Origin of the sequence: Paraburkholderia diazotrophica (assembly GCF_038900755.1) — a bacterium.
Classification (GTDB): Bacteria; Pseudomonadota; Gammaproteobacteria; order Burkholderiales; family Burkholderiaceae; genus Paraburkholderia; species Paraburkholderia diazotrophica_A.
In genome coordinates, this window is the sequence record NZ_JBBPEN010000009.1 from 354,908 (window position 1) to 374,021 (window position 19,114).

At 60.8% G+C, this 19,114-nt stretch carries 18 protein-coding genes; 10 read left to right on the top strand and 8 right to left on the bottom strand.

The genetic code is table 11. The annotated features are described in order from the left end of the window. Nucleotides 1–16: 16 nt before the first annotated feature. The gene (locus AABE10_RS26855) at nt 17–433 is read right to left on the bottom strand and encodes a plastocyanin/azurin family copper-binding protein (protein WP_342936230.1); all 417 of its coding nucleotides are present in this window, start codon (nt 431–433) and stop codon (nt 17–19) included. A 268-nt stretch (nt 434–701) separates the two neighbouring features. On the opposite strand from AABE10_RS26855, the gene pqqA reads away from it, so the two are divergent. The 5 genes from pqqA (at nt 702) to AABE10_RS26880 (ending at nt 5,247) form a co-directional block, all read left to right on the top strand. Further along, nucleotides 702–776 (top strand): pyrroloquinoline quinone precursor peptide PqqA, encoded by a 75-nt coding sequence (pqqA, locus tag AABE10_RS26860; protein ID WP_143810907.1) that lies wholly within the window; start codon nt 702–704, stop codon nt 774–776. A gap of 80 nt (nt 777–856) precedes the next feature. Continuing rightward, the gene (gene pqqD / locus AABE10_RS26865) at nt 857–1,138 is read left to right on the top strand and encodes a pyrroloquinoline quinone biosynthesis peptide chaperone PqqD (protein WP_342936231.1); all 282 of its coding nucleotides are present in this window, start codon (nt 857–859) and stop codon (nt 1,136–1,138) included. A 328-nt stretch (nt 1,139–1,466) separates the two neighbouring features. Then, nucleotides 1,467–3,194 (top strand): methanol/ethanol family PQQ-dependent dehydrogenase, encoded by a 1,728-nt coding sequence (locus AABE10_RS26870; protein WP_342936232.1) that lies wholly within the window; start codon nt 1,467–1,469, stop codon nt 3,192–3,194. Between the two features lie 68 nt (nt 3,195–3,262). Continuing rightward, complete coding sequence (locus AABE10_RS26875; RefSeq protein ID WP_342936233.1) at nt 3,263–4,501, top strand: c-type cytochrome; 1,239 nt, start codon at nt 3,263–3,265, stop codon at nt 4,499–4,501. Nucleotides 4,502–4,806: 305 nt separating this feature from the next. After that, nucleotides 4,807–5,247: a zinc-finger-containing protein gene (locus tag AABE10_RS26880; protein ID WP_342936234.1), complete on the top strand. Its 441-nt coding sequence runs from the start codon at nt 4,807–4,809 to the stop codon at nt 5,245–5,247. Between the two features lie 51 nt (nt 5,248–5,298). Here AABE10_RS26880 and AABE10_RS26885 read toward each other — a convergent pair whose 3' ends face one another. Further along, complete coding sequence (locus tag AABE10_RS26885; protein WP_342936235.1) at nt 5,299–6,009, bottom strand: DNA-3-methyladenine glycosylase I; 711 nt, start codon at nt 6,007–6,009, stop codon at nt 5,299–5,301. Between the two features lie 291 nt (nt 6,010–6,300). Here AABE10_RS26885 and msrB point away from each other — a divergent pair, with 291 nt between their 5' ends. Beyond that, complete coding sequence (gene msrB / locus AABE10_RS26890) at nt 6,301–6,753, top strand: peptide-methionine (R)-S-oxide reductase MsrB (protein ID WP_342936236.1); 453 nt, start codon at nt 6,301–6,303, stop codon at nt 6,751–6,753. Between the two features lie 83 nt (nt 6,754–6,836). Here msrB and AABE10_RS26895 read toward each other — a convergent pair whose 3' ends face one another. After that, nucleotides 6,837–7,352 (bottom strand): MOSC domain-containing protein, encoded by a 516-nt coding sequence (locus tag AABE10_RS26895; RefSeq protein WP_342936237.1) that lies wholly within the window; start codon nt 7,350–7,352, stop codon nt 6,837–6,839. A 113-nt stretch (nt 7,353–7,465) separates the two neighbouring features. Between AABE10_RS26895 and AABE10_RS26900 the strand changes: the two genes are divergently transcribed. Beyond that, entirely contained in the window at nt 7,466–7,786 is a 321-nt protein-coding gene (locus AABE10_RS26900; protein ID WP_342936238.1) for a hypothetical protein, read from the top strand. A 13-nt stretch (nt 7,787–7,799) separates the two neighbouring features. Here the strand turns inward: AABE10_RS26900 and AABE10_RS26905 are convergent, their stop codons facing one another. Next, complete coding sequence (locus AABE10_RS26905) at nt 7,800–9,080, bottom strand: DUF445 domain-containing protein (protein WP_342936239.1); 1,281 nt, start codon at nt 9,078–9,080, stop codon at nt 7,800–7,802. A 218-nt stretch (nt 9,081–9,298) separates the two neighbouring features. Between AABE10_RS26905 and AABE10_RS26910 the strand changes: the two genes are divergently transcribed. Further along, complete coding sequence (locus AABE10_RS26910; RefSeq protein ID WP_342936240.1) at nt 9,299–9,727, top strand: DUF3293 domain-containing protein; 429 nt, start codon at nt 9,299–9,301, stop codon at nt 9,725–9,727. A 2,089-nt stretch (nt 9,728–11,816) separates the two neighbouring features. Here AABE10_RS26910 and AABE10_RS26915 read toward each other — a convergent pair. The 4 genes from AABE10_RS26915 to AABE10_RS26930 form a co-directional block, all read right to left on the bottom strand. Next, nucleotides 11,817–12,785: a ParB/RepB/Spo0J family partition protein gene (locus AABE10_RS26915; protein WP_342936241.1), complete on the bottom strand. Its 969-nt coding sequence runs from the start codon at nt 12,783–12,785 to the stop codon at nt 11,817–11,819. Between the two features lie 11 nt (nt 12,786–12,796). Further along, nucleotides 12,797–13,948, bottom strand: coding sequence for a ParA family protein (locus AABE10_RS26920; RefSeq protein ID WP_087733162.1), 1,152 nt, complete (start codon nt 13,946–13,948; stop codon nt 12,797–12,799). Between the two features lie 84 nt (nt 13,949–14,032). Continuing rightward, a complete protein-coding gene (locus AABE10_RS26925; protein WP_342936242.1) occupies nt 14,033–15,388 on the bottom strand; it encodes a replication initiation protein in 1,356 nt (451 codons plus the stop codon). A 1,007-nt stretch (nt 15,389–16,395) separates the two neighbouring features. Then, on the bottom strand, nt 16,396–17,235 hold the full coding sequence (locus AABE10_RS26930) for a MipA/OmpV family protein (RefSeq protein WP_342936243.1): 840 nt from the start codon (nt 17,233–17,235) through the stop codon (nt 16,396–16,398). 235 nt (nt 17,236–17,470) lie between these two features. Between AABE10_RS26930 and AABE10_RS26935 the strand changes: the two genes are divergently transcribed. Next, entirely contained in the window at nt 17,471–17,887 is a 417-nt protein-coding gene (locus AABE10_RS26935) for a MarR family winged helix-turn-helix transcriptional regulator (RefSeq protein ID WP_342936244.1), read from the top strand. A 231-nt stretch (nt 17,888–18,118) separates the two neighbouring features. Continuing rightward, nucleotides 18,119–19,060 (top strand): LysR family transcriptional regulator, encoded by a 942-nt coding sequence (locus AABE10_RS26940; protein WP_342936245.1) that lies wholly within the window; start codon nt 18,119–18,121, stop codon nt 19,058–19,060. Nucleotides 19,061–19,114: the final 54 nt, after the last annotated feature.

A 19,114-nucleotide genomic window follows, 5' to 3' on the forward strand; every position in this document is an offset into this window, starting at 1 on the left:
CGCGCCGCGAGTTCCTTCACGGCGTTGCAGCGAGCGACGCATGCATGCCCATCGAATAGTGACCGGGCTTGTTACAGACGAGCACGTAGTGGCCCGGCGCGAGCTTGATCGTGAGGCGTCGACTCTTGCCTGGCGCCACGTCCTCGACTTCGCCCATCTTCGTGAACTTCTGCTCCGGGACTTGTCCTTTGTGAACCGGAAGCGCGTTATCGGCGAGCGATGTCTTCAACACGACGAGTTCGTGCACCATCTTGTTGTCCGCGGCATTGTGGACGTCGAATGTCACGGGTCCAGCTTTGACCTGGCTGGTGTCGAGCTGAATTGCATCCGAGAGCAATGTCGCGCTGACGTGTTGCTGGGCGTCACTGCGAGCCGGGAAAATGCCAAGCGCAATCGTGCTGGCGAGAATCATCACCTGTTGAACGAATCTCATGGCTGCACCTTTCATCAAGCGACTGGGGCAATCGACTGATTCTCCATAGAACAATGACCGGCCCGTACACGCAAACAAGCGTGTTGATGCAGGCCAATTGCGCGCCGGCACGCGTGTCACCTAAACGCGGGCCACAAGCGATTTATTCCGACACCTATGCGAGCGCTGTTCGATGCGCATCGTGGAAGCTTCCGGCATGGAGCTTGCGTTTCTCGGCCCCGACCGCCATCGAGCTGCGGTCGTTCGTCAAACCATCCAGGAGACAGCCATGCAGTGGAGCACACCCGCCTACACGGATCTGCGTTTCGGCTTCGAAGTGACGATGTACATCGCCGTTCGCTGAGGTCATGCTGAAATGCCGTCGCGCGTTGCACGCGGCGCGCGACGGCGCATCATCGACGCAAACAAAAAGGCCGACACGCCATGATGCCGATGCCCGCCGATGCCGTTCCGAACGCGCGCCCGCGCCTCAACCCGCTGTTCCGGCTGCATTGGGAGCCCGGCGAGCATGTCTATGTGCTGCGCTATCCACAAGGGATGGTGAAGCTCAATCCGAGTGCGGGCGCAATTCTCTCGCGCTGCGACGGCACGCGCGAACTCGATGAAATCATCGACGAGCTCGAAGCGCTCTTCAACGCGTCCGGCCTCGCACCGGATGTCTATCAGTTCATCCACCACGCACGACAACGCGGCTGGCTCGACTGACTTTTCATCTTCCCGCGCATGACGTGAGGATTACCTCATGTTCTGTTTCGTCGCGTTTCGACGGGCGCGTTGAACGTCGTCGCGCTGTCACGTCTGGCAACACGCGATCTGTCCACTGCTCCACGATGCAACACAACACGCGTTGCCCCGCCGCGCGCCTTGTCGTCATGCACGCCTGCAACGCGGGGGCTCCGCACCGATTCGAAAGGATCGCCAGGTAATGAGAAGGCAATGGCATGCGACTTGCCTTAACGGCCATGCAGCCGACACGCAGAGCAAAAACCTTCTGCCGACAGGCGTCGCACCGATAACTCAACTGGAGACAACGATGAAGACAAGTTCGGCTTCGCCCGCGCGGCTGGTGATGATGGCCGCTGCCGTCGCGGCAACCATCAGCCTGAGACCGGGGCCCGTTGCCGCCGCGGCCGACTATCCCGCTGTGACGTACGAGCGGCTCGCGTCGGCGCAAAGCGATCCGGGCTGGCTCACCTACTACCGCACCTATAACGGCCAGGCGCATTCGCCGCTCAAGCAGATCGACGCGTCGAACGTGAAGGGTCTCAAGCAGACATGGGCCTACAAGTTTCCCGCCGATCTTCAGCAAGGCTTCGAAGCGACGCCGCTCATCAATGGACGCTACCTGTTCGTGACGACGCCCAAGGACAACGTCTATGCTTTCGATGCCGTGACCGGCAAAACGCTGTGGAAGTACGAGCCGAAGCTCGGCGCGGAGTCGTTCAAGACCGCGTGCTGCGACGTCGTGAACCGGGGCGTGGCGCTGTACGGCAAGAACGTCTATGTGGCGATGCTGAGCGGTGAAGTGGCGGCGCTCGATGCGCAGAGCGGCGCGCTCGTGTGGAAGAAGCAGATGTTCGATCCGGGCACGGGCTACGCGTTCTCGCTCGCGCCGCTTGCGCTGGACGGCGCGCTTGTGATCGGCAGCTCGGGCGGCGAGTACGGCGCGCGCGGATTCATCGCCGCGCTCGATCCCGCGAACGGCAACGTGCTGTGGAAGCGCTACACCGTGCCCGGCGCAAAAGAGTCAGGCGGCAACACGTGGCCCGACGGCATGCAGGAGCATGGCGGCGCCCCTGCATGGCTGACGGGCACCTACGATTCGGATAGCAAAACGCTCTACTGGGGCGTGGGCAATCCGGGACCGTGGCTCGCCGATCTTCGTCCCGGCGACAACCTTTATTCGGACTCGCTGCTCGCGCTCGATCCGAAGACGGGCGACCTCAAATGGCACTACCAGTACACGCGTCACGACACGTGGGACTACGACGGCGTCAACACGCCCGTGCTCGCCAACATCAAGTATGAAGGCAAGGACTATGACGCGATCATTCACGCGGACCGCAACGGCTATTTCCACGCAATCGATCGAAGCAACGGCAAGCTGATCTACGCGCGTCCGTTCGTGAAGGCGACTTCCGTCACCGGCTATACGGCCGATGGCAAGCCCGTGCAGGACGAGTCGAAGTATCCGAAGACGGGCACGACCATCGAGACCTGTCCGAGCTTCCTCGGCGGCAAGAACTGGTGGTCGGTTTCATACGACGCGGACAAGCACATCGCCATCGTGCCGACGCTGCACGCGTGCATGTCGTTGTCCGGCAAGTCGGTGAACTACATGGAAGGCTTGCCGTATCTCGGCGAAGGCTTCGAGATCAAGCCGGAACCGGGCAGCCAGGGATACGGCGAACTGCAGGCCATCGACGTGAACACCGGCAAGAAGCTCTGGAGCCACTGGAGCAAGCTGCCGTGGAACGGCGGTGTCGCGACTACGGCTAGCGGCCTCGCATTCAGCGGATCGCTCGACGGCCATCTGTACGCGTTCGACGTCACGAGCGGCAAGGTGCTGTGGCAAAGCCCGAAACTCGCGAGCGGGATCATCGCGCAGCCGTCGGTGTTCGAGATCGACGGCAAGGAATACGTCGCGGTGCTCGCGGGCTACGGCGGCGCCAACCCGATCTGGGGCGGCCCGATGGCCAAGGCCGCGGACAAGGTGCCGCGCGGCGGAACGCTCTACGTGTTCGCGCTCAGCCATTCGTGATTTCGCAGAACCGGGACGCGGCGCACGCAGCGCGTCGCGCCCCTCCCGATCTTTCCGGACGCTTCGACATGAACCACTCTCTCAATCGTATTCCGGCAGCGAGCGCGCTTGCTGCCTGCCTCGCGCTCGCATCGGTGCCATCGATGGCAAGCGTGAAAGTTTGCACGTTTCCCGGCAGCCCGTCCGCGGCACTGGATCAAGCCGTCGCGCGCGACGTGTTCGCGCAGGCGGGCATCGCCGCGACGCTCGTCAAGCACGGCATCGGCGATGGCGACGACGATGGCATCTCGCTGAAGGAACTCGACAGGACGCTCGCACGCGATTGTGACGTGATCGCCGGCTTTCCGCGCTCGACGGTCGCGGATGCTTCGAGCAGCAAGCTGCAGTTTTCGCGCGGCTATCTGCGCGCGGGCTACGTGAGCATCGAAGCGCCCGATGCGAATCCGCAAGGCGCCGCAAAGAACACGGTCGCGGCGATGTACGCGAGTCCCGCGCAGTTGATCGCCGTGCAGCAACCGAGTGTCACGCTCGATCTGGAAAACACGTCTGCATTGACCGTCGATGCCGTTTCGAAGGGACATGCGCAGCGCGCGATCGTCTGGTATCCCGCTGTCGTCGCTTATCGGCTTGCGCATCCGCAGCAGCGCTTCACGGTCGCCGGCGCGCGCTCGCCGTATGCGGACTGGCAACTCGTGTTCGCATTTGGGACGCGCACGGCTGCCTTGCGCGAACGGATCGACGCGGCGCTCGACACGCTGTCGAACAATGGCCAGTTGCTCGCGTTGACACGCGACTGGACGATGCCCGCGAATGCGATCGCCGAAACCTCCTCCGACGATGCGGCACGCTATCGTGATGGTCCGCGCGCATCGCATGGATCGCGTGCGGTCGTTCGGCCAGCGCTGCTCGCGGCAGCGAATGAGCACGGCGCGGGCGGCTTCGTCAAGATCGCCTCGGACGCGGCAAGCGGCGCGCCGTCCTTCGATCAGGCGCAGGCGACGCACGGCAAGATGCTCTATTCGTCGGCTTGCGCAAAGTGCCATGGCGCGCAGTTGCAAGGCGTGACGGCGCCCGCGCTGCAAGGTCCGGCGTTTGCGCCCGCGTCGAATGCGCATCTGACCATCGGCGGCGTGTACACGTATATGGCGACCAACATGCCCGCCGACAAACCCGGCAAGATGAAGGATCAGGATTACGCCGACATCATGGCGTTCCTGCTCTACTCGAACGGCTATAAGCCCAGCGGTGCGAAGATGACGGCGGACAATGCGCGCGCGTCGGCGACGCCGCTCAATGCCGGGAAGTGACGTCGGGTGCGTAGGCCGCGCCGCGATTCTCGTGCTTCGGATCGGGCGCGGCTTGCGGCTTTATGGCGCGCGGCAGCGCGATCGGCTCAAGGGGCCAGGTTCAGTTCGCGATCTCACGGCGACCGGCACCGCGCGCGTGCTTCATCAACTCATGTGACGGCGTGCTGCTCGTACGGGCGATCGGTTCGACGAGCCGTGCCCTCGTTCGATATGTTTCGGTAAGCTAGTGCTTTTGTCCGACCCGTGTGCTTCCGCCATCGGGCGAACCTTTGTATGAAGCCAGTGAAACCGACTGAGACATTGCCATGCGCGTAGGCAAACCGGTAAAGGCGCTGCCGCAACCGCTATGCGATTACTGCGGGGCGAAAGCCGTGCTCGCGCGCGCAGGCGACGAAAGCTATCCGTATCGCGACGATCACGGTCCCGTGTGGATCTGCGCGCCGTGCCAGGCGTGGATCGGCATTCACGCGCGCAGCACGCGTCACGTGCCGCTCGGACGGCTCGCCGACGCCGCGCTGCGCGACGCGAAAAGCCGTTTGCACGATGCGCTCGAACCGCTCGTCGCCGGCAAGGTGCGGCGCGATGGCGTCAACGCATTCGAAGCGCGCGCGAAAGCGATCCGGTGGGTCGCGACGGAACTCGGCTTCGATCTGCTGCCCAATTCGATTCACATGCTTACGCTCGATCAATGCGAGCAGGCGCTTCGTTTTGTCGAGGCGTTCATGGCCGCGCGACGCAACAGCTGATTGCGTCGGCCTTTTGCGTGATCCCGAATCGCGATGTCGCGCACGCGGCGCTCACTCGCGTGGCCAGATGCCCGAACTGCCGCGCCGATGGCTGTCGACGAGATGCGTGTCGATGATGCCTGTCGCTTCCATCAATGCATGCATCGTCGTCGGTCCGACGAAGACGAAACCGCGCCTACGCAATGCCTTGCTCAACGCGACCGATTCGTCCGATGTCGTGGGAATTTCAGCGATCGTTCGCGGAGCCGGCGTCGCGTGCGGCTGGAACGACCAGATCAGCGCAACGAGTCCGCCCTCTTCGCGCAGGCGGACAGTCGCCGCGGCGTTCGTGATCGTCGCCAGACTTTTCGCGCGGTTGCGGACGATCCGCTCGTCGGCCATCAATCGTTCGACGTCGTTCTCGTCGAACGCGGCCACCACGTCGGGATCGAAGTGGCCGAATGCCTCCCGGAAAGCCTCGCGCTTGCGCAGAATCGTCGCCCACGAAAGCCCGGACTGGAACGCTTCCAGGCTCAACCGCTCGAACAGTCCGCGCTCGTCGCGCACGGGCATGCCCCACTCGGTGTCGTAGTAGTGCTTGAGCAGCGGATCGACAGCGGCCCACGGCGGACGCGCGAGGCCATCGGCACCGATCACGGCATCGAGCGGCTGTGGCTTCTTCGGGCGCACGGCCTTCTTCGCGGCAGCACGCGCTTTTTTGACGGCCGACTTCGCGATGGTGGGTTTCGCGTCGGGCTTTGTGGCGGGGCTGGTTTTCTTCATGTCGAATGAGTGGGTTTGCTCGATGCGCGTACTGTGCGCCGACGCGCGCCTATTGTCGTATCGCTCTTCCATCGACGGCAAGCGTTGCGGCGGCGAATGACGCGGCTCCTGCAAGCACGCTGACATTTGCGTATGCTTGAGCGTATCGAAAGTGCCCATATGTACGGGTGCGAGAGGGTGCGAGAGGCCGGCGCCGGACGTGCCGGCAGCTGGCCGCGTCAAGCCTCTCAGGCCCGACAAAAGCGGCAGACGCAAGCAGCGCTGCCGTGCAAATCAAGGAGAGATTCACACATGCCCACGTACGCAAAAACTCCGGAAGCATTGGACCGTCTCACGCCTGAGCAGCGTCGCGTGACGCAGGAGAGTGGGACGGAGCGCCCCTTTTACAACGAGTTCTGGGACAGCAAGGACGTGGGCTTGTACGTCGACGTCGTATCGGGCGAGCCGCTATTCACGTCGCTCGATAAATTCGACAGCGGCTGCGGCTGGCCGAGCTTCACGAGGCCGCTCGAAGACGAACACGTCGTCGAATTGAGGGACACGAGTCACGGAATGATCCGCACGGAAGTGCGCTCGAAACATGGCGACAGTCACCTCGGCCACGTTTTTCCGGACGGTCCGCGCGAAGCAGGCGGGCTGCGCTACTGCATCAACTCGGCGTCGCTGCGCTTCATTCCTGTATCGCGTCTCGAAGAGGAAGGCTATGGGCAATACCGCAGCCTCTTCGACGATGCGAAGAAGTAAGTAAGCTCGCGCGATGCGGCTTGGCGGCGGTCCGATGGTCCACGCCGCTGTCGCGCGCGGTGACGACGCAAATCGCGGCGGCGCTAGCTCGTCGCGTGCAACGCTACGGGCAGCGCTTCGATCGCATCGCCGATCCGTATCTCCCCGCCCTTCACGACACGCGCCGTAATGCCACCAAATCCGCGCACGGCGTTGTAGCCGCCAGTACCCAACACTTCTTCCATGCGCGAACACGGATGGCACTCGCCCGTCGTTTGCAGCACGGCGCCGCCGATCCGGAATTGCCGGTCTTTCAGCGCCATCAGATTGATGCCTTCCGTCACGATGTTGCGCCGCAGGTCGCTCGCGGCAACATCGCTGCGCGCCAGATGGCTCGCGATGCTGCGCAGACTCTCGGCCTGGATCAGCGTGACCTGCCGTTCGCCGCTGCGGCTCGCATAGTGATCGCCGACGAGACCCGTGTCTGCGTCGATCCGCGCCATTTCGACGACGGTCATCGCGACTTTTCGCCGCGTGCGCAAACCTATCCAGACGATCCTGCCCGGACGGATCGGACCGTTGATCAGCCTGGCGAGCGGCGACGAGGGATTGAGCGGCATGGGCAACCTGCGGATGCGGATGAAGTCGATATGGATCAGCGGAGCGTGCGCCACAGTGCATCGCGCATGCGCCGATCTTTATACTATCGCCCATCGGATAACAGGACCCGCAAATGAAACGAGCAGTACTCGCGGCGGCGCTCGCCGTCGGCCTCGTGCAACCATCGATGCATGCGTTCGCGCAGACGGTCGCCGATCAGTGTTTCGCGATCGGCGATATTGCCGGTCAGGTGGCCTCCTGGCGCCTACACAAAAAGACCAGGGCGCAGGCGATGGACCAGGCGCGGAAGTATTACAAGGACGCGTCGGATCGTCAGGCCATCGATGCGGTGATCGATCGGGTCTACAGCGGCGCGGCGATGACGCCGGACCAGGCCAGCATGGTCTTCACGCAGCAGTGCGCGCAACAGAAGAAGCCGTCGGGCGCGCAGTAATGTCACGCGCGCGTTACCACGCGTGCAGACGCACGAACGCGAAAATCTGCGAGCTCGCGTAGAGCAGGAGACCGATGCAGCCGCCCACGATCGTCCCGTTGATGCGGATGTATTGCAGATCCTTGCCGATGTTCAATTCGATCTGCTCCGACATGTCGCGCGAATCCCAATTCTTCACGGTGTCGCTGATGTGGCGCGTCAGATAGTCGGCGAAATCCGGCGCCATTGCGCGCGCCGCTTCTTCCATATGCTGATTCAGCGAGCGGCGCAACGTTTGGTCGTTCGCGAGTTCGCGGCCGATCCACTGCCCCATCTCGGACACTTTCGTGCGCAGCACGGAGTCGCCGCGCTCGAGATCGACGCGCAGCCAGTCGCGCAGCTGGCTCCACAAGTCGCGGACGTATTGCGCAAGATTCTCGCTGTCCTTCACATAGCTTTTGATCTCCTCGCCCTTCTGCAGAAAGACGGGATCGGACTTCAGCCTGACGATCATGCGGGCCGCCGCTTCATCGAACTTGCGACGCAATTTGTGTTCGGGCTCGTCGCTCACGCGCAGCAACATGCTGTTCACCGCCTGCGCGACGACGTTCGCGCCGCTCTCGCCGAGCCACTCGGACGGCATCAGCTTTTCCAGCGTCGGATACTCCCGCTTGAACCAGTCGACGATCTGCTCGGCGATGAACGCACGGACATCCGGCTCGCGGAGCAGCGCCATCAGATGCTCGATGCCATCGTCGAGCAGTTGCTGGTGCCGGCTATCGCGCGTCAACGTATCGAGAATCGCGCCCGTTGCCTTCGACAGATCGATTCTGTCGAGCATTGCGTCGAGCGCATCCTTGATGAAACGCTGGATGCGGGCGTCGTCGAGCAGTTCGAGTATGCCGGCCGTCAGCTTGACCATATAGTCGCCGAGTCGCTGCGTGTTCGCGTCGACGCCTAGCCAGTTCGTGACGCTCTGCGCGGGATCGTGCTTGCGGATCAAACCGACGATCGACGATTCGTCCAGAAACTTTTCGCGCACGAACAGCGCGAGATTGTCGGCGATCTTGTCCTTGTTCTGCGGAATGATGGCCGTGTGCGCGGCCACGCCTGGAATCGGCACGCGCCGGAACAGCGCGACGACGGCGAACCAGTCGGCCAGCGCGCCGACCATCGCCGCTTCCGCGACGGCCTTGATGCCATCGACCCACATGCTCGCGCGCATGAACGCGGTCGTAACGAAGACGGCTGTGGCGATCAAAAGCAAAAGCGTCGCGCGACGCTTCGAATGTTTGAGTTCGGCTACCTTGTTCATTGGACTGGATCGTGTCGGTTCGTTGCTCTTCGGGACGCGGCAGATATTCGCGCGTCAGGTCTTCGACGCGTTGACACTAGATTAACCGCCGTGCTGTACTGCCGCGTCGTCACAGATCAGTCGACGCCCGTGCCTGCCACTCCCGCCCGCGCGAGATGATCAGTTGCGAGAGCTCTGCGGTGCGGCACTGCGTCGACTTTCGTTCAACGGAGGCTCTCTTGTTTTCGGACTCGCAGATTTCCCACGCGACGATCCAGGCCTATCTGGAGACGCACTATTGCGTACGCGGTGCCATGCCGGCGACGCTGAGGATCGGCGAATTCAACGCGTCGCTGGCTGCCATTCACGACGCGTACGCTGTGCGTAGCAGCGCGTTCGTCACCGCGTGCAATCCGCTTGGTCAGATGCTCGACGATGCGGCCAATGTCAGCCTGCAGATTGAGCTCGCTCGCGAGCTCTCGCAGCGCGGATTCACGTTTATCGATGGTATCGGCAAGCATCCATCCAACGGCTGGCCCGGCGAGCCGAGTTTTCTGATGCTGGGAGTGTCGCTTCAGGATGCCAAGGCGCTTGGGCTACAGTTCGGGCAGAACGCGGTCGTCTGGTGCGGCGGCGATGCGGTGCCTCAGTTGATTCTTTTGCGGTAGGTCTTCGCGGATTTTCTACGCTTTCGGACGCTGAGGGGCGGAGTCGGCTGGCAAGCCGCCTCGAAATATGTAGTAGACACCACGGATCACGTATCGAAAAGTACGTATGCGCGGACTTGCATCGGAAAATCAGCGAAAACCGCATTTGATGCAAATTATCTCGCGCCGAAGCGGAAATGCCGTGAAACATACGGCGGGTGATCGGCTAAGTCATTGCATTGTAATGGTTTCTTCGGTTGGACGGTTTACTTAAGGTTGTTTCACGGATTCTGCGGCAAGTGCTTGCTGCTTAAAGATTTTCAGCGTGAGCGGTGTTTTTTTGCGTTCTATGAGTCGCGCGTCATCCGGAAGACGCCGACCGCAAGGATCCACATTACTGCCACTGTCGCGTCGTGGCTGAAATGCATGTGGGATCGCTGTCTGACTTTTTACGAAAGTTAGTTCGCATAGCTTATTAATTTTGAGATAACAATGAGAGACCGGCTCTGCCGATTACGTCCGGGGACAGCCTCGCTGGTGAATCGGCGGCGCTTTCAGTTAGACCGCCCTGTCCATCCGTCGCCGTTGCGCGCGGTTGTGGCCGGCGCATAGGCGTTGCGGCTGTCGACCGATGTGCGGGGGCGTTGTCGATCCACCGTCAGTTTTTTGACTTCGAGTCGCGGTTGTTGCATTCGATGTGTGCTGCATTCGGGAGCCGGTGGTCGTTCGGTGCGCGCAGCAGATCGGATTACGAGTCGGTCTGAGAGAGGCGGCCTGCAGCGTTGCGCGCCCGGTCGATATCGACACGCAGCGCGTATTTCAAGTCGCTTGTAACGTGTTGGCGAGCCGGCGCCAAATTGACAGGTCAACTGGGCACGTTTGGTCATATGCGAAGGTTTGCTGAAAAGTTGGCAAGGCATCTTTGCGTTGTCAGTCCTGGCGCGCTTCATACACTCCGCCGAACGCGCGACGCGTATCTCCCATTCTTCATCTACCTAGCGGCAAGTGAGAATTGTCGGGACACTCTCGACGATCTTGAATCAGCGTTTTAGATTTGGCGAGCCGAGTAGATTCGCTATGCCGAACCATGGGACAGCTTTACATCAGCCCCGTGGAGTTGTGTTTTCGGCATAAGGGTGCGCGCTGCCGAGCCTCGCAATCCGTGCGCAGCGATCGCACGGCCGTCCAGTATGACCCGAACGCTTTCGCCCGGGAATGAGCGCGGTGCAGCGCCGGCGCACGCCGAATGAGGTATTAGCGCTCGGGCGCATTCCGACTCGTCGTTGCGGCCTTCGGTCGACGTGCACCTGCCAAGTGTCGATGACGAGCGTTCCGAGTTCCACGTCATCTCCCGCCTGAGCCCAAGATGCCGAGAGTAGCGTTTTCCCGTTATCGCGAATAAGCGCTGACCGTCCCCGCCAACTGATCGAGACGTTGTGACCAGGAGCCGCTCATCGCTGCCCGCAGATCAGATTTCGCGCCCGTCGCAAATACGTACCGATGCTTTAATGTGACGGCGCTCGGCTCATTGCGACCAAAATGCATCGCTGAGCTTAAGCGCTCGAATTCACCTCGAAGTGCTTCAGCTACTGTAGGCGTGTCACTCGCGACCGGTTATTTACCGTAAATAGCCCATTGGATCATACGACCGTCGGCTCGTCCCGCTTTCACCTATTTACCGTAAATAACGGCAGATCGGTTTCTCGATAGGGCGTTCCTAAGCACGAGATCCGACGCTCGCTCCGGTTATGCGCCGATGGCAACGCGGAACCCAGTCGCCACCCTATTTACCGTAAATAACCGCGATGGGCGTCTATCTATCCCATCGTGAACATTGGCGTACCAAGCTACGGGCCGACGAGGCGCGCCGCTAAGTGAATCCAAAAACAGGAATGGTGAGCAGGGAAGGAACTGCCATTGGGGCAATTCCCGCGAACGCGGGAAAGGAAGGGGGTGTAATACGAGGGATTGTTCGCTATCGACCGATGCGGCGAGAACCACGAGACCACTTCGAATCAAGGCGGCGTCGGACTAAACAGCGCCGCCCCTAAAACGCTTCAAAGAATCCATCGGCGCCTGCCGCAGCCAAACGGCAGGCACCTGTACGTCATCAAGCCCCCGACGACTGCATGTCCTCGAGAAACCCGGTAATCAGTTGTCGAAGCTCCTCGACGCGATCTTGCGGAACGCCACTCGCACGGAGCCGGATCACGAGCAAATCACCCTTTCGCACGATACCGACCTCCTCTTCCTTGCGCGCAGATGCAGTAGGACGCGTTGCCCCCAACAGCGCAGCCAACACTTCGGGCGCCGTTCTCGTCGGATCCTCCGCAAGCTCGATCGCGCGCTGCACCACCTCGTCCCGCGCCTTCTTGACTGCGCCAGCCAATTTTCGGGCGCCTTGAAACTGAATATCGTGCGGCGAAGGGAATGCGGCGACGACTTCTTCGGGCAGTTCAGCCACCAGCAGCGCACTCGAAATATTTCCTTGTGACAGCCCGCACGCCTTCGCCATTGCGTTTTGTGACGGCCACAATTTGTCATCCAGCGCACGCTTGTACCAGACGCCCTGTTCCCACGGACTCAGGTTCTTGCGAGCCCGATTTTCCTGATCCATCTGGACGAACTGATTCTGCTCAGTGATTTCACGATCGACGATCGCGTTCACTGGCAACCCCAGTTCCAGACACGCGCGATGGCGTCGATGACCGAACACGATCTCGTACCCTTCGCCCTCGGCGTCCGGACGAACCTTGATCGGTTGCGTATTGCCACCCGCTTCCGAAATAAGCGCCTTCAATTCAGCAAAGCTCTCATCGCCGAAGTCCTGGCGATTCGCCCATTTCGATGCGTGAATCGTCGTGGGATCAAGCGCGCGAATCGGCACGGTTCCGTCGTAGTCTTTCAGCTGCGCCTCCAGCTGCGAGACGCGATCAGAACTTTCGCGCATCGCGCTACGGAACGCGAGCATCTGACCGGGCGCCGTGCGAGGAGAAGCACCGCGTCCCCCTTCGGGAGACGCCGGCGCGGGCACCATCAGATCACCAGTCTTCTTTGCAAGCCGGTCCTTGATCGACATCTAACCCTCCCTTATTTGGACTTTGCCCAAAAGGCCACAATGGATTGCTCGACGATTTCGGTCACACGGTCATACGCCTCCCGCGCCCGGCGATACGTCTTCGCATTGCCGTCATATCGCGAGATGTCGTATACCGTCCCGAATTCCGCCGAACTCGCCGCCGTCACAGCCGTCTTCGGAATTTCGACGGGCAGTACTTTTTCCGCATACGTCGCGGAGATCCACTCGCGCACGACGCCCGCCGCCGCATCCGCAGGGTCGACCCGCGAAAGCAGCACATGAATGAACTCGAATGACTTGTCGGTGTTCGTCTCCGCAGTCAGATTCGAGGCGAGATCGCTGAATAGCGTCCAGAACTGTGCCGAACTGGCGAAGTCGAGCGCATTCGGCGGTGTCGGAACGATCAGGCCGTCTGCGGCCATGAACGCGTTGACCGTGCCGTAGCTCAGCGCGGGCGGCGTATCGATGATGATCACGTCGTAGTTGCTGCGCGCCTGCTCGAGACTGGTGTTGAGCACGTTCCAGAACTCGAAGTCCGGCTCCTTCATCTGGCGACTCGGCAAAATGAATTCGACGTTGAACAGCGACGACGAAGCCGGGACGAGATCGATCCCGTCCCAGTACGTCTCGCGGATCGCATACTCGATGCTGCTTTGATCGCCCGTGGCAAGGGCGGTGATCGTCGAATCTTCTTCGACCTCTGTGTCCGGCAAAATTCCGAACAACGTGGTCAGCGACCCTTGCGGATCGGTGTCGATCACCAGAACGCGATGTCCGCGCAAGCTCAGCCCTTGCGCGAGCGTCATCGCCGTGGTCGTCTTGCTCACACCGCCCTTGAAGTTGCCGATCGCGACGGTCATCGCCGGCGCACTGTCCGGACGCAGCGCATTGTTGCGATAGGCGCGCACCCATTCGCGCGCTTCCGGCAACGAGAATTCGCGCCGCGACCCCGTGGCATTCACCGTGCCGGGCGGAAGATCGCCCTTTGACGCGCGATAGGTGATTTGACTCTTGTCGACTTCACACAGTACGGCCAGTTGTGAAGCGTTGAAAACGGGCGGGATTTTGCGGGCATTCGGCGCCAGCATGCGGCCCCGAACCTGCGAGACGATGTCAGTCGCGCGAGCGGCCTGATCGACGATGTCTTGAATGGTAATGTTCATTGGCTGATCCGCAGGAGACGATGCAGTCAGCTTATATCAGATGGCTCCACAGAAAGCCATCAATTCAACGGAAAAACGCGATTTTCAGGAATTTCGTTGCGACGCGATGTCCTGGTGATTTTGAGAAAGCCATACGTCAAACTTGGCAACGTCGAATTCCGGCCGCACGCGATTTCTCAACCACGACGCAAAATTCACGCGACCGACAGAACCCGAAAAGAGTCCTGGACTGTCAGGCCGGAACTCGCGAGCGTATTTGGCGCCATCACCCTCGACGAACTGCCGCGCGAACGTACGCTTCTCATCCTGCGTCAACGCCTTGACGGCTGCGGCGCACTGCAGCCGATCGAAATCGATTCGCAATTCCTGGATGCGCGCATCCAGCGCCCTCGAACGGGCGGCAGCAGCCTGCTTCTGCGCCTTTTCGCGCTTTTCCTTCTCGTACTCGGGCTCGGAGACGTCCGCCTTGTTCTCGATCAGCGTGCGAATAAAGCCAGCCGTCGACCGCTTGATCTGCCCTTTGCGGTCCTTGTCTTCAGCAAGTTGAACGACTAGACGGGCGCGCTCTTCGTCTTCGATGACAAAACTGAGCGCGAGCTTGTCGCCGATTCCGTGTGCGCGAAGTTTCCGATAAATCTCGGTATCGCGTACGTGTGCGAACTCGTCTTCTGTCTCCGGTGTCAGAAGCGACTGCTGAGCGCCTTGGTGAATGAGAAATTTCACTCCCGTCACGGAGCGGCCAAGCCGCTGGTATTCGACGTCGACGTTAATGTCCGAAACTTCGTTGATTTCCTTCACGGCCTTCTGAATGACTTTGCTATTCAGCCTGCGGAAATCGTCGTAGTAATCCCGGGTCGCGCCGAGCAGCTTCCGCAGCACCGGCAGTTCGATCCAGCCGGTCGAGCCAACCTTCTGAAAACGAAGGCAATTCTCGTAGAGCGTCAGCGCGTGCGATTTCGAGAACTTGCGCTGCACGCCGAGATTGACGGTAGCGTAGATCGACGGATCGTAGAGTTTCTCGGCGAGCGCCTCGTCGTAGCGATATGAGCACACGCCTGCACGGATTTCCGCGAAGGACAGAATTGGCATCACGCTCCAGCGCTCCCGCCCGTCATCCATGACGTTGAATTCGACAGCCGTCGTGGCGAGCTGGCGCAACGCTTCGCGGAGCTTCTCGGTATTTTCGCTTTCCGTCCAGCCGAGCACGAGCATGAGCGTCCGCACCGGGAGGCGGTGCGTTCTCGTGGTCAGAAGATTGTCGTAAGAGTGCAGCAGCAGCACGTTGGAAAGCTTCCGCTCCAGCAGCGAAAGCTCGCCGCTCGTATGAATTGCGGCGACGTGCTTCTTGACGCTCTCGCTACGAACCTCACTCGACAAAGATTTGGGCATGCCGTGATTGTGCGCTAAATGACCCCAGCGTGCAATCGTCGTCTGGGACATGTGAAGCGTGCATCTGCCGAATTCGCCGGTTCCGTTCGCGCGATTTGGCTAGCTCAACCTTCTTTTCGACGAATTCACCGCAGACGGGGACAATTCCACCACGATTGGGGGCGCGAGGCGCCCCGAACGGGGACGTTTAGCCGGAAATGACACCCCGATGGGGGACGCCAGCCACCCTAAATGGAGACATAAAGGCGCCGAAACCCTTGTCTGATAAGGAATTGAGCCCTGTAAACGGTGTAAACGTTGTTTACCAAACGGTATACAAACCTCAAGACACCCCACACGGGGACAACTAGCCGCAATCTGTTGCTGCTTTCATTGGAAAATCACCGTCTCAACCATACCGAGGGACATTACGTTTGATCCCGAGAAACTCGAAACATCGCGAAAAATTCGCGCTAACTCTCTGAGCTAAAAAACAATTTTTCGTCTTTTCACCCGAGCGCGCTTTCCGCACATATGTATTTATCGTAAATAAGCGCCGGCCAAATTCCTCTTCATTGCCCATCGATGTCACCCTGGTTGGGGACAATTACTCCGAGCGTTCCGGGACGGTATGACGCACCCCAATCGGGGACATTCGACAATTCTCTTCCACGAACGTCCGAGAATCAGGCAGTTACAGCGTTTCTTGCCGCAACGTAGTTAGGCGAGTCGGACAGATCCGTTTCCGACATCACCCCAAATGGGGACGATCGCGCTGTCGTGCCTTTTCTTTATCCACCTCCGCGTAACTTCGCCACCCCAACTGGGGACATCGACGCGGCACCGTCTATTTACCGTAAATAGATTGCGGGGCTTCACGATGCAGATCAACCGTCGCTGCGCGCATGCAGATCGCTTCGCACGGTTCAGTAGAAACGAAAATCGCGTGTGACAAACGGCAGCGCCGGCCTTTACACGCGAAACTGTCGGCTGGCCGAATCGCACTCAATACAAGAATAGTAAGGATCACCAGGAAAGCGGCCAGCAGCCATTCCCTCCCAACCCCACCGTCATTCACCTCAAAATTGGTAATTAATCGATACGTCGCACACGCCGTTGGTTTTCGACTGCGTGATGGGGCTGCCCGCCGCGCTGCCGAGCAGCCGCTTGAGCGCGCCGTCAGCGGTGACGAACCAATGTTTGTCGACGAACCAGATCAGCGTCACGCCAAATCCCGCTGACTTCAATCCAGCGCTTGCATCGTACCGTGCGTACTGAGAGGCAGCCGCCTGCGCCGCATTCACGCCAAACCAGCTATTCATGTACTTGGAATCGGCGAAGGTGACAGATGGACCCGCAAACCAGACGAAATTCTCGGAGCTGCCCGGCAGTGGCATGTACGCGCCCAGATCGGCGACCCACCCGTTCGAGCCGCCAAAGCTGCGCGTCACGGTGCCGCGGAAAACGAGAGGGAATTCCTTGGAGATCACATACTCCCCGGCCAGCTTGACCTCCGGCGCGGGATTGATGTTGCCGAGTCCGTCGAGTCTCGACGGATCATCGTGCCCGCGCCGGCCCAGGTCGTAGACGGCCGCGATGCTGATGCGCCAGTTGTTCCCTTGCAGCACGTTCACGCCCACGCCTTCTCCCGTCGACAGGAACGCGAGGTCCTTATATCGGATGTCGAGGCTGGGCCCGACCAGCGTGTGATAGCGGTCCGACCCGTCGTACCGCGGCTCCAGCGTCGAACCGATACCGAGTCGAACTTCCCAGCCGGGGCGGCTTGGCTGGTACACCTTTTCGAGTGGAACGCCTGCGGAATACTGCCATTCCGCAAGCGGCGACGGCGTTTGCGGGTATGCGGCGGGCGCGCCGCAGATCATATAGGCGAGGCTGGCGTAGACGGGTAGCTTTGTCATGTCGGCGAACGTCACGGGTTGCGAGTTCGGGGATGCGACTCATTGTTGCTACACACAACGCCCCCAATTTACGACAAGTGGAGGTCTCGCGAAAGCAGCAAGCCTCGTGCCTGCGTCCAAAGGCATACGCCATCCATCGCCTGACTTGCCAAGCACGCGACAGATCATCCGACAAAGGCCCCGCGACTCATCTATATAGTTGTCATGCTAATCAAATCGTGCTCGAATGGTCGCCATGTTCGATCAATGCCTCTATTTCAATGCATCGGCGCTGGCCCGTCTTGTCGAGCGGGAATGGGCACCCGTTTATGCGGAATTTGGACTGACGCCAGCGCAGGGTTTCGTCTTGCGCGTCGTGCTGGCATCGCCGGGATGTCTGGGCAGCGAAATCGCCGATCAAATGGGCATAGCGCGTCCTACGGCGACGCGGCTCATCGACAGCCTTTCCGAAAAGAAGCTGGTCGAGCGCCGGCAGGGCATATCGGATGGGCGCGAATGGGGCGTCCATCCGACGCGCTCCGGCAAGGCGCTAGAAAAATCGATCGCCGACGCAAGCGCGCACCTCGCAAGGCGCCTACGCGCGCGGATCGGACCGGACGTCGTCGAAACCACGGTGACGGGCATGCGCAAAATACGCAAGGCCCTCAGATGACGAAGCGCTTTCGCTCAAAATAAGTTGTCTTGCTAATCAAGCGCCCATTCGCCATTCACCACAGAGCTTTAGCATCCAGCCGACATTTCAGGTCATGAAATTGTAGGAGCGGCCTGAACAGTCAATTCAATCGCAGGCGCTTTATCCGTGCGCTTTACCTTTGTATAGTCCAGCATCGAATCTCTGACTCTCGTTTTCCTCACGGCAAACGACTTCACAGAGGCGGCAACGATGGACTATCTGCAGTCACTCAGGATGTTTGTAAAGGTCGCGGAGCTTGGCAGTTTTACGGGCGCGGCGGACCAGATGAACGTCTCCAGCGCGGTCGCGACGCGCAGCGTGGCTTCTCTCGAAGAGCGTCTGGACGCGCGCCTGCTGCAACGGACGACGCGCAGCGTCACGCTCACGGAAGCCGGCCGGCTGTTTCTGGACCGCGTGCGCGCGATCGTCGCGGATATCGACGACGTCGAAGGCGGGCTGCTGGCGGCGACAGGCGTGCCCTCGGGCACGCTGCGCCTTGCGGTGCAGGGCACGGTCGGCGCGGGTTATCTGGCGAGACTGTTGGGCGCCTACACGGCGCGCTATCCGCTTGTCGTGCCGCAAGTGATCTATGCGGACGGTCCCATCGCTCTGGTGGAAGGGCGCTTCGATGCAGCACTGACGAGTGACTACTATCCGCATCCCGGATCGGTCGTGGTGCGCGTGGTCGCGCGCTCGCAGACGATGCTGGTCGCGTCACCGCGCTATCTCGCGAGCGTCGGCCGCATCAGACATCTGTCGGACTTCGACCGCCTCGTGATGCTTTCGCATGAAGATGGCGCATCGTCGGCGGAGCACGATCCCGGGCGCCGATGGCTCGATGCAAACGCGCCGCACGCGACGCACATCCGCGCGAACAGCAGCGACATGCTGCGACGCATGGCGCTCGAGGGCATGGGCATCGCGCTGCTGCCGGCGTCAATCGTTGCGGAGGATATCGACGGCCGTACGCTGATGCAGGTGCTGCCGGATACGGATTTGCCTTCGATGGGGCTGTCGATTGCATACGGCAGCCGCCGCAATCTCGCGCCGAACGTGCGAGCGCTCGTCGATTTTCTTGCCGCGCAGTCCGCATACGATTCGCTCGCAGCGCACGTCAAGCATGATGATATCGCGCTGGAAGAGGGCGCGTAACGAAAAGAGCGGGAAGGGCGGTCGAATCCGCACAGACGAACAAGGCGGCAGTTC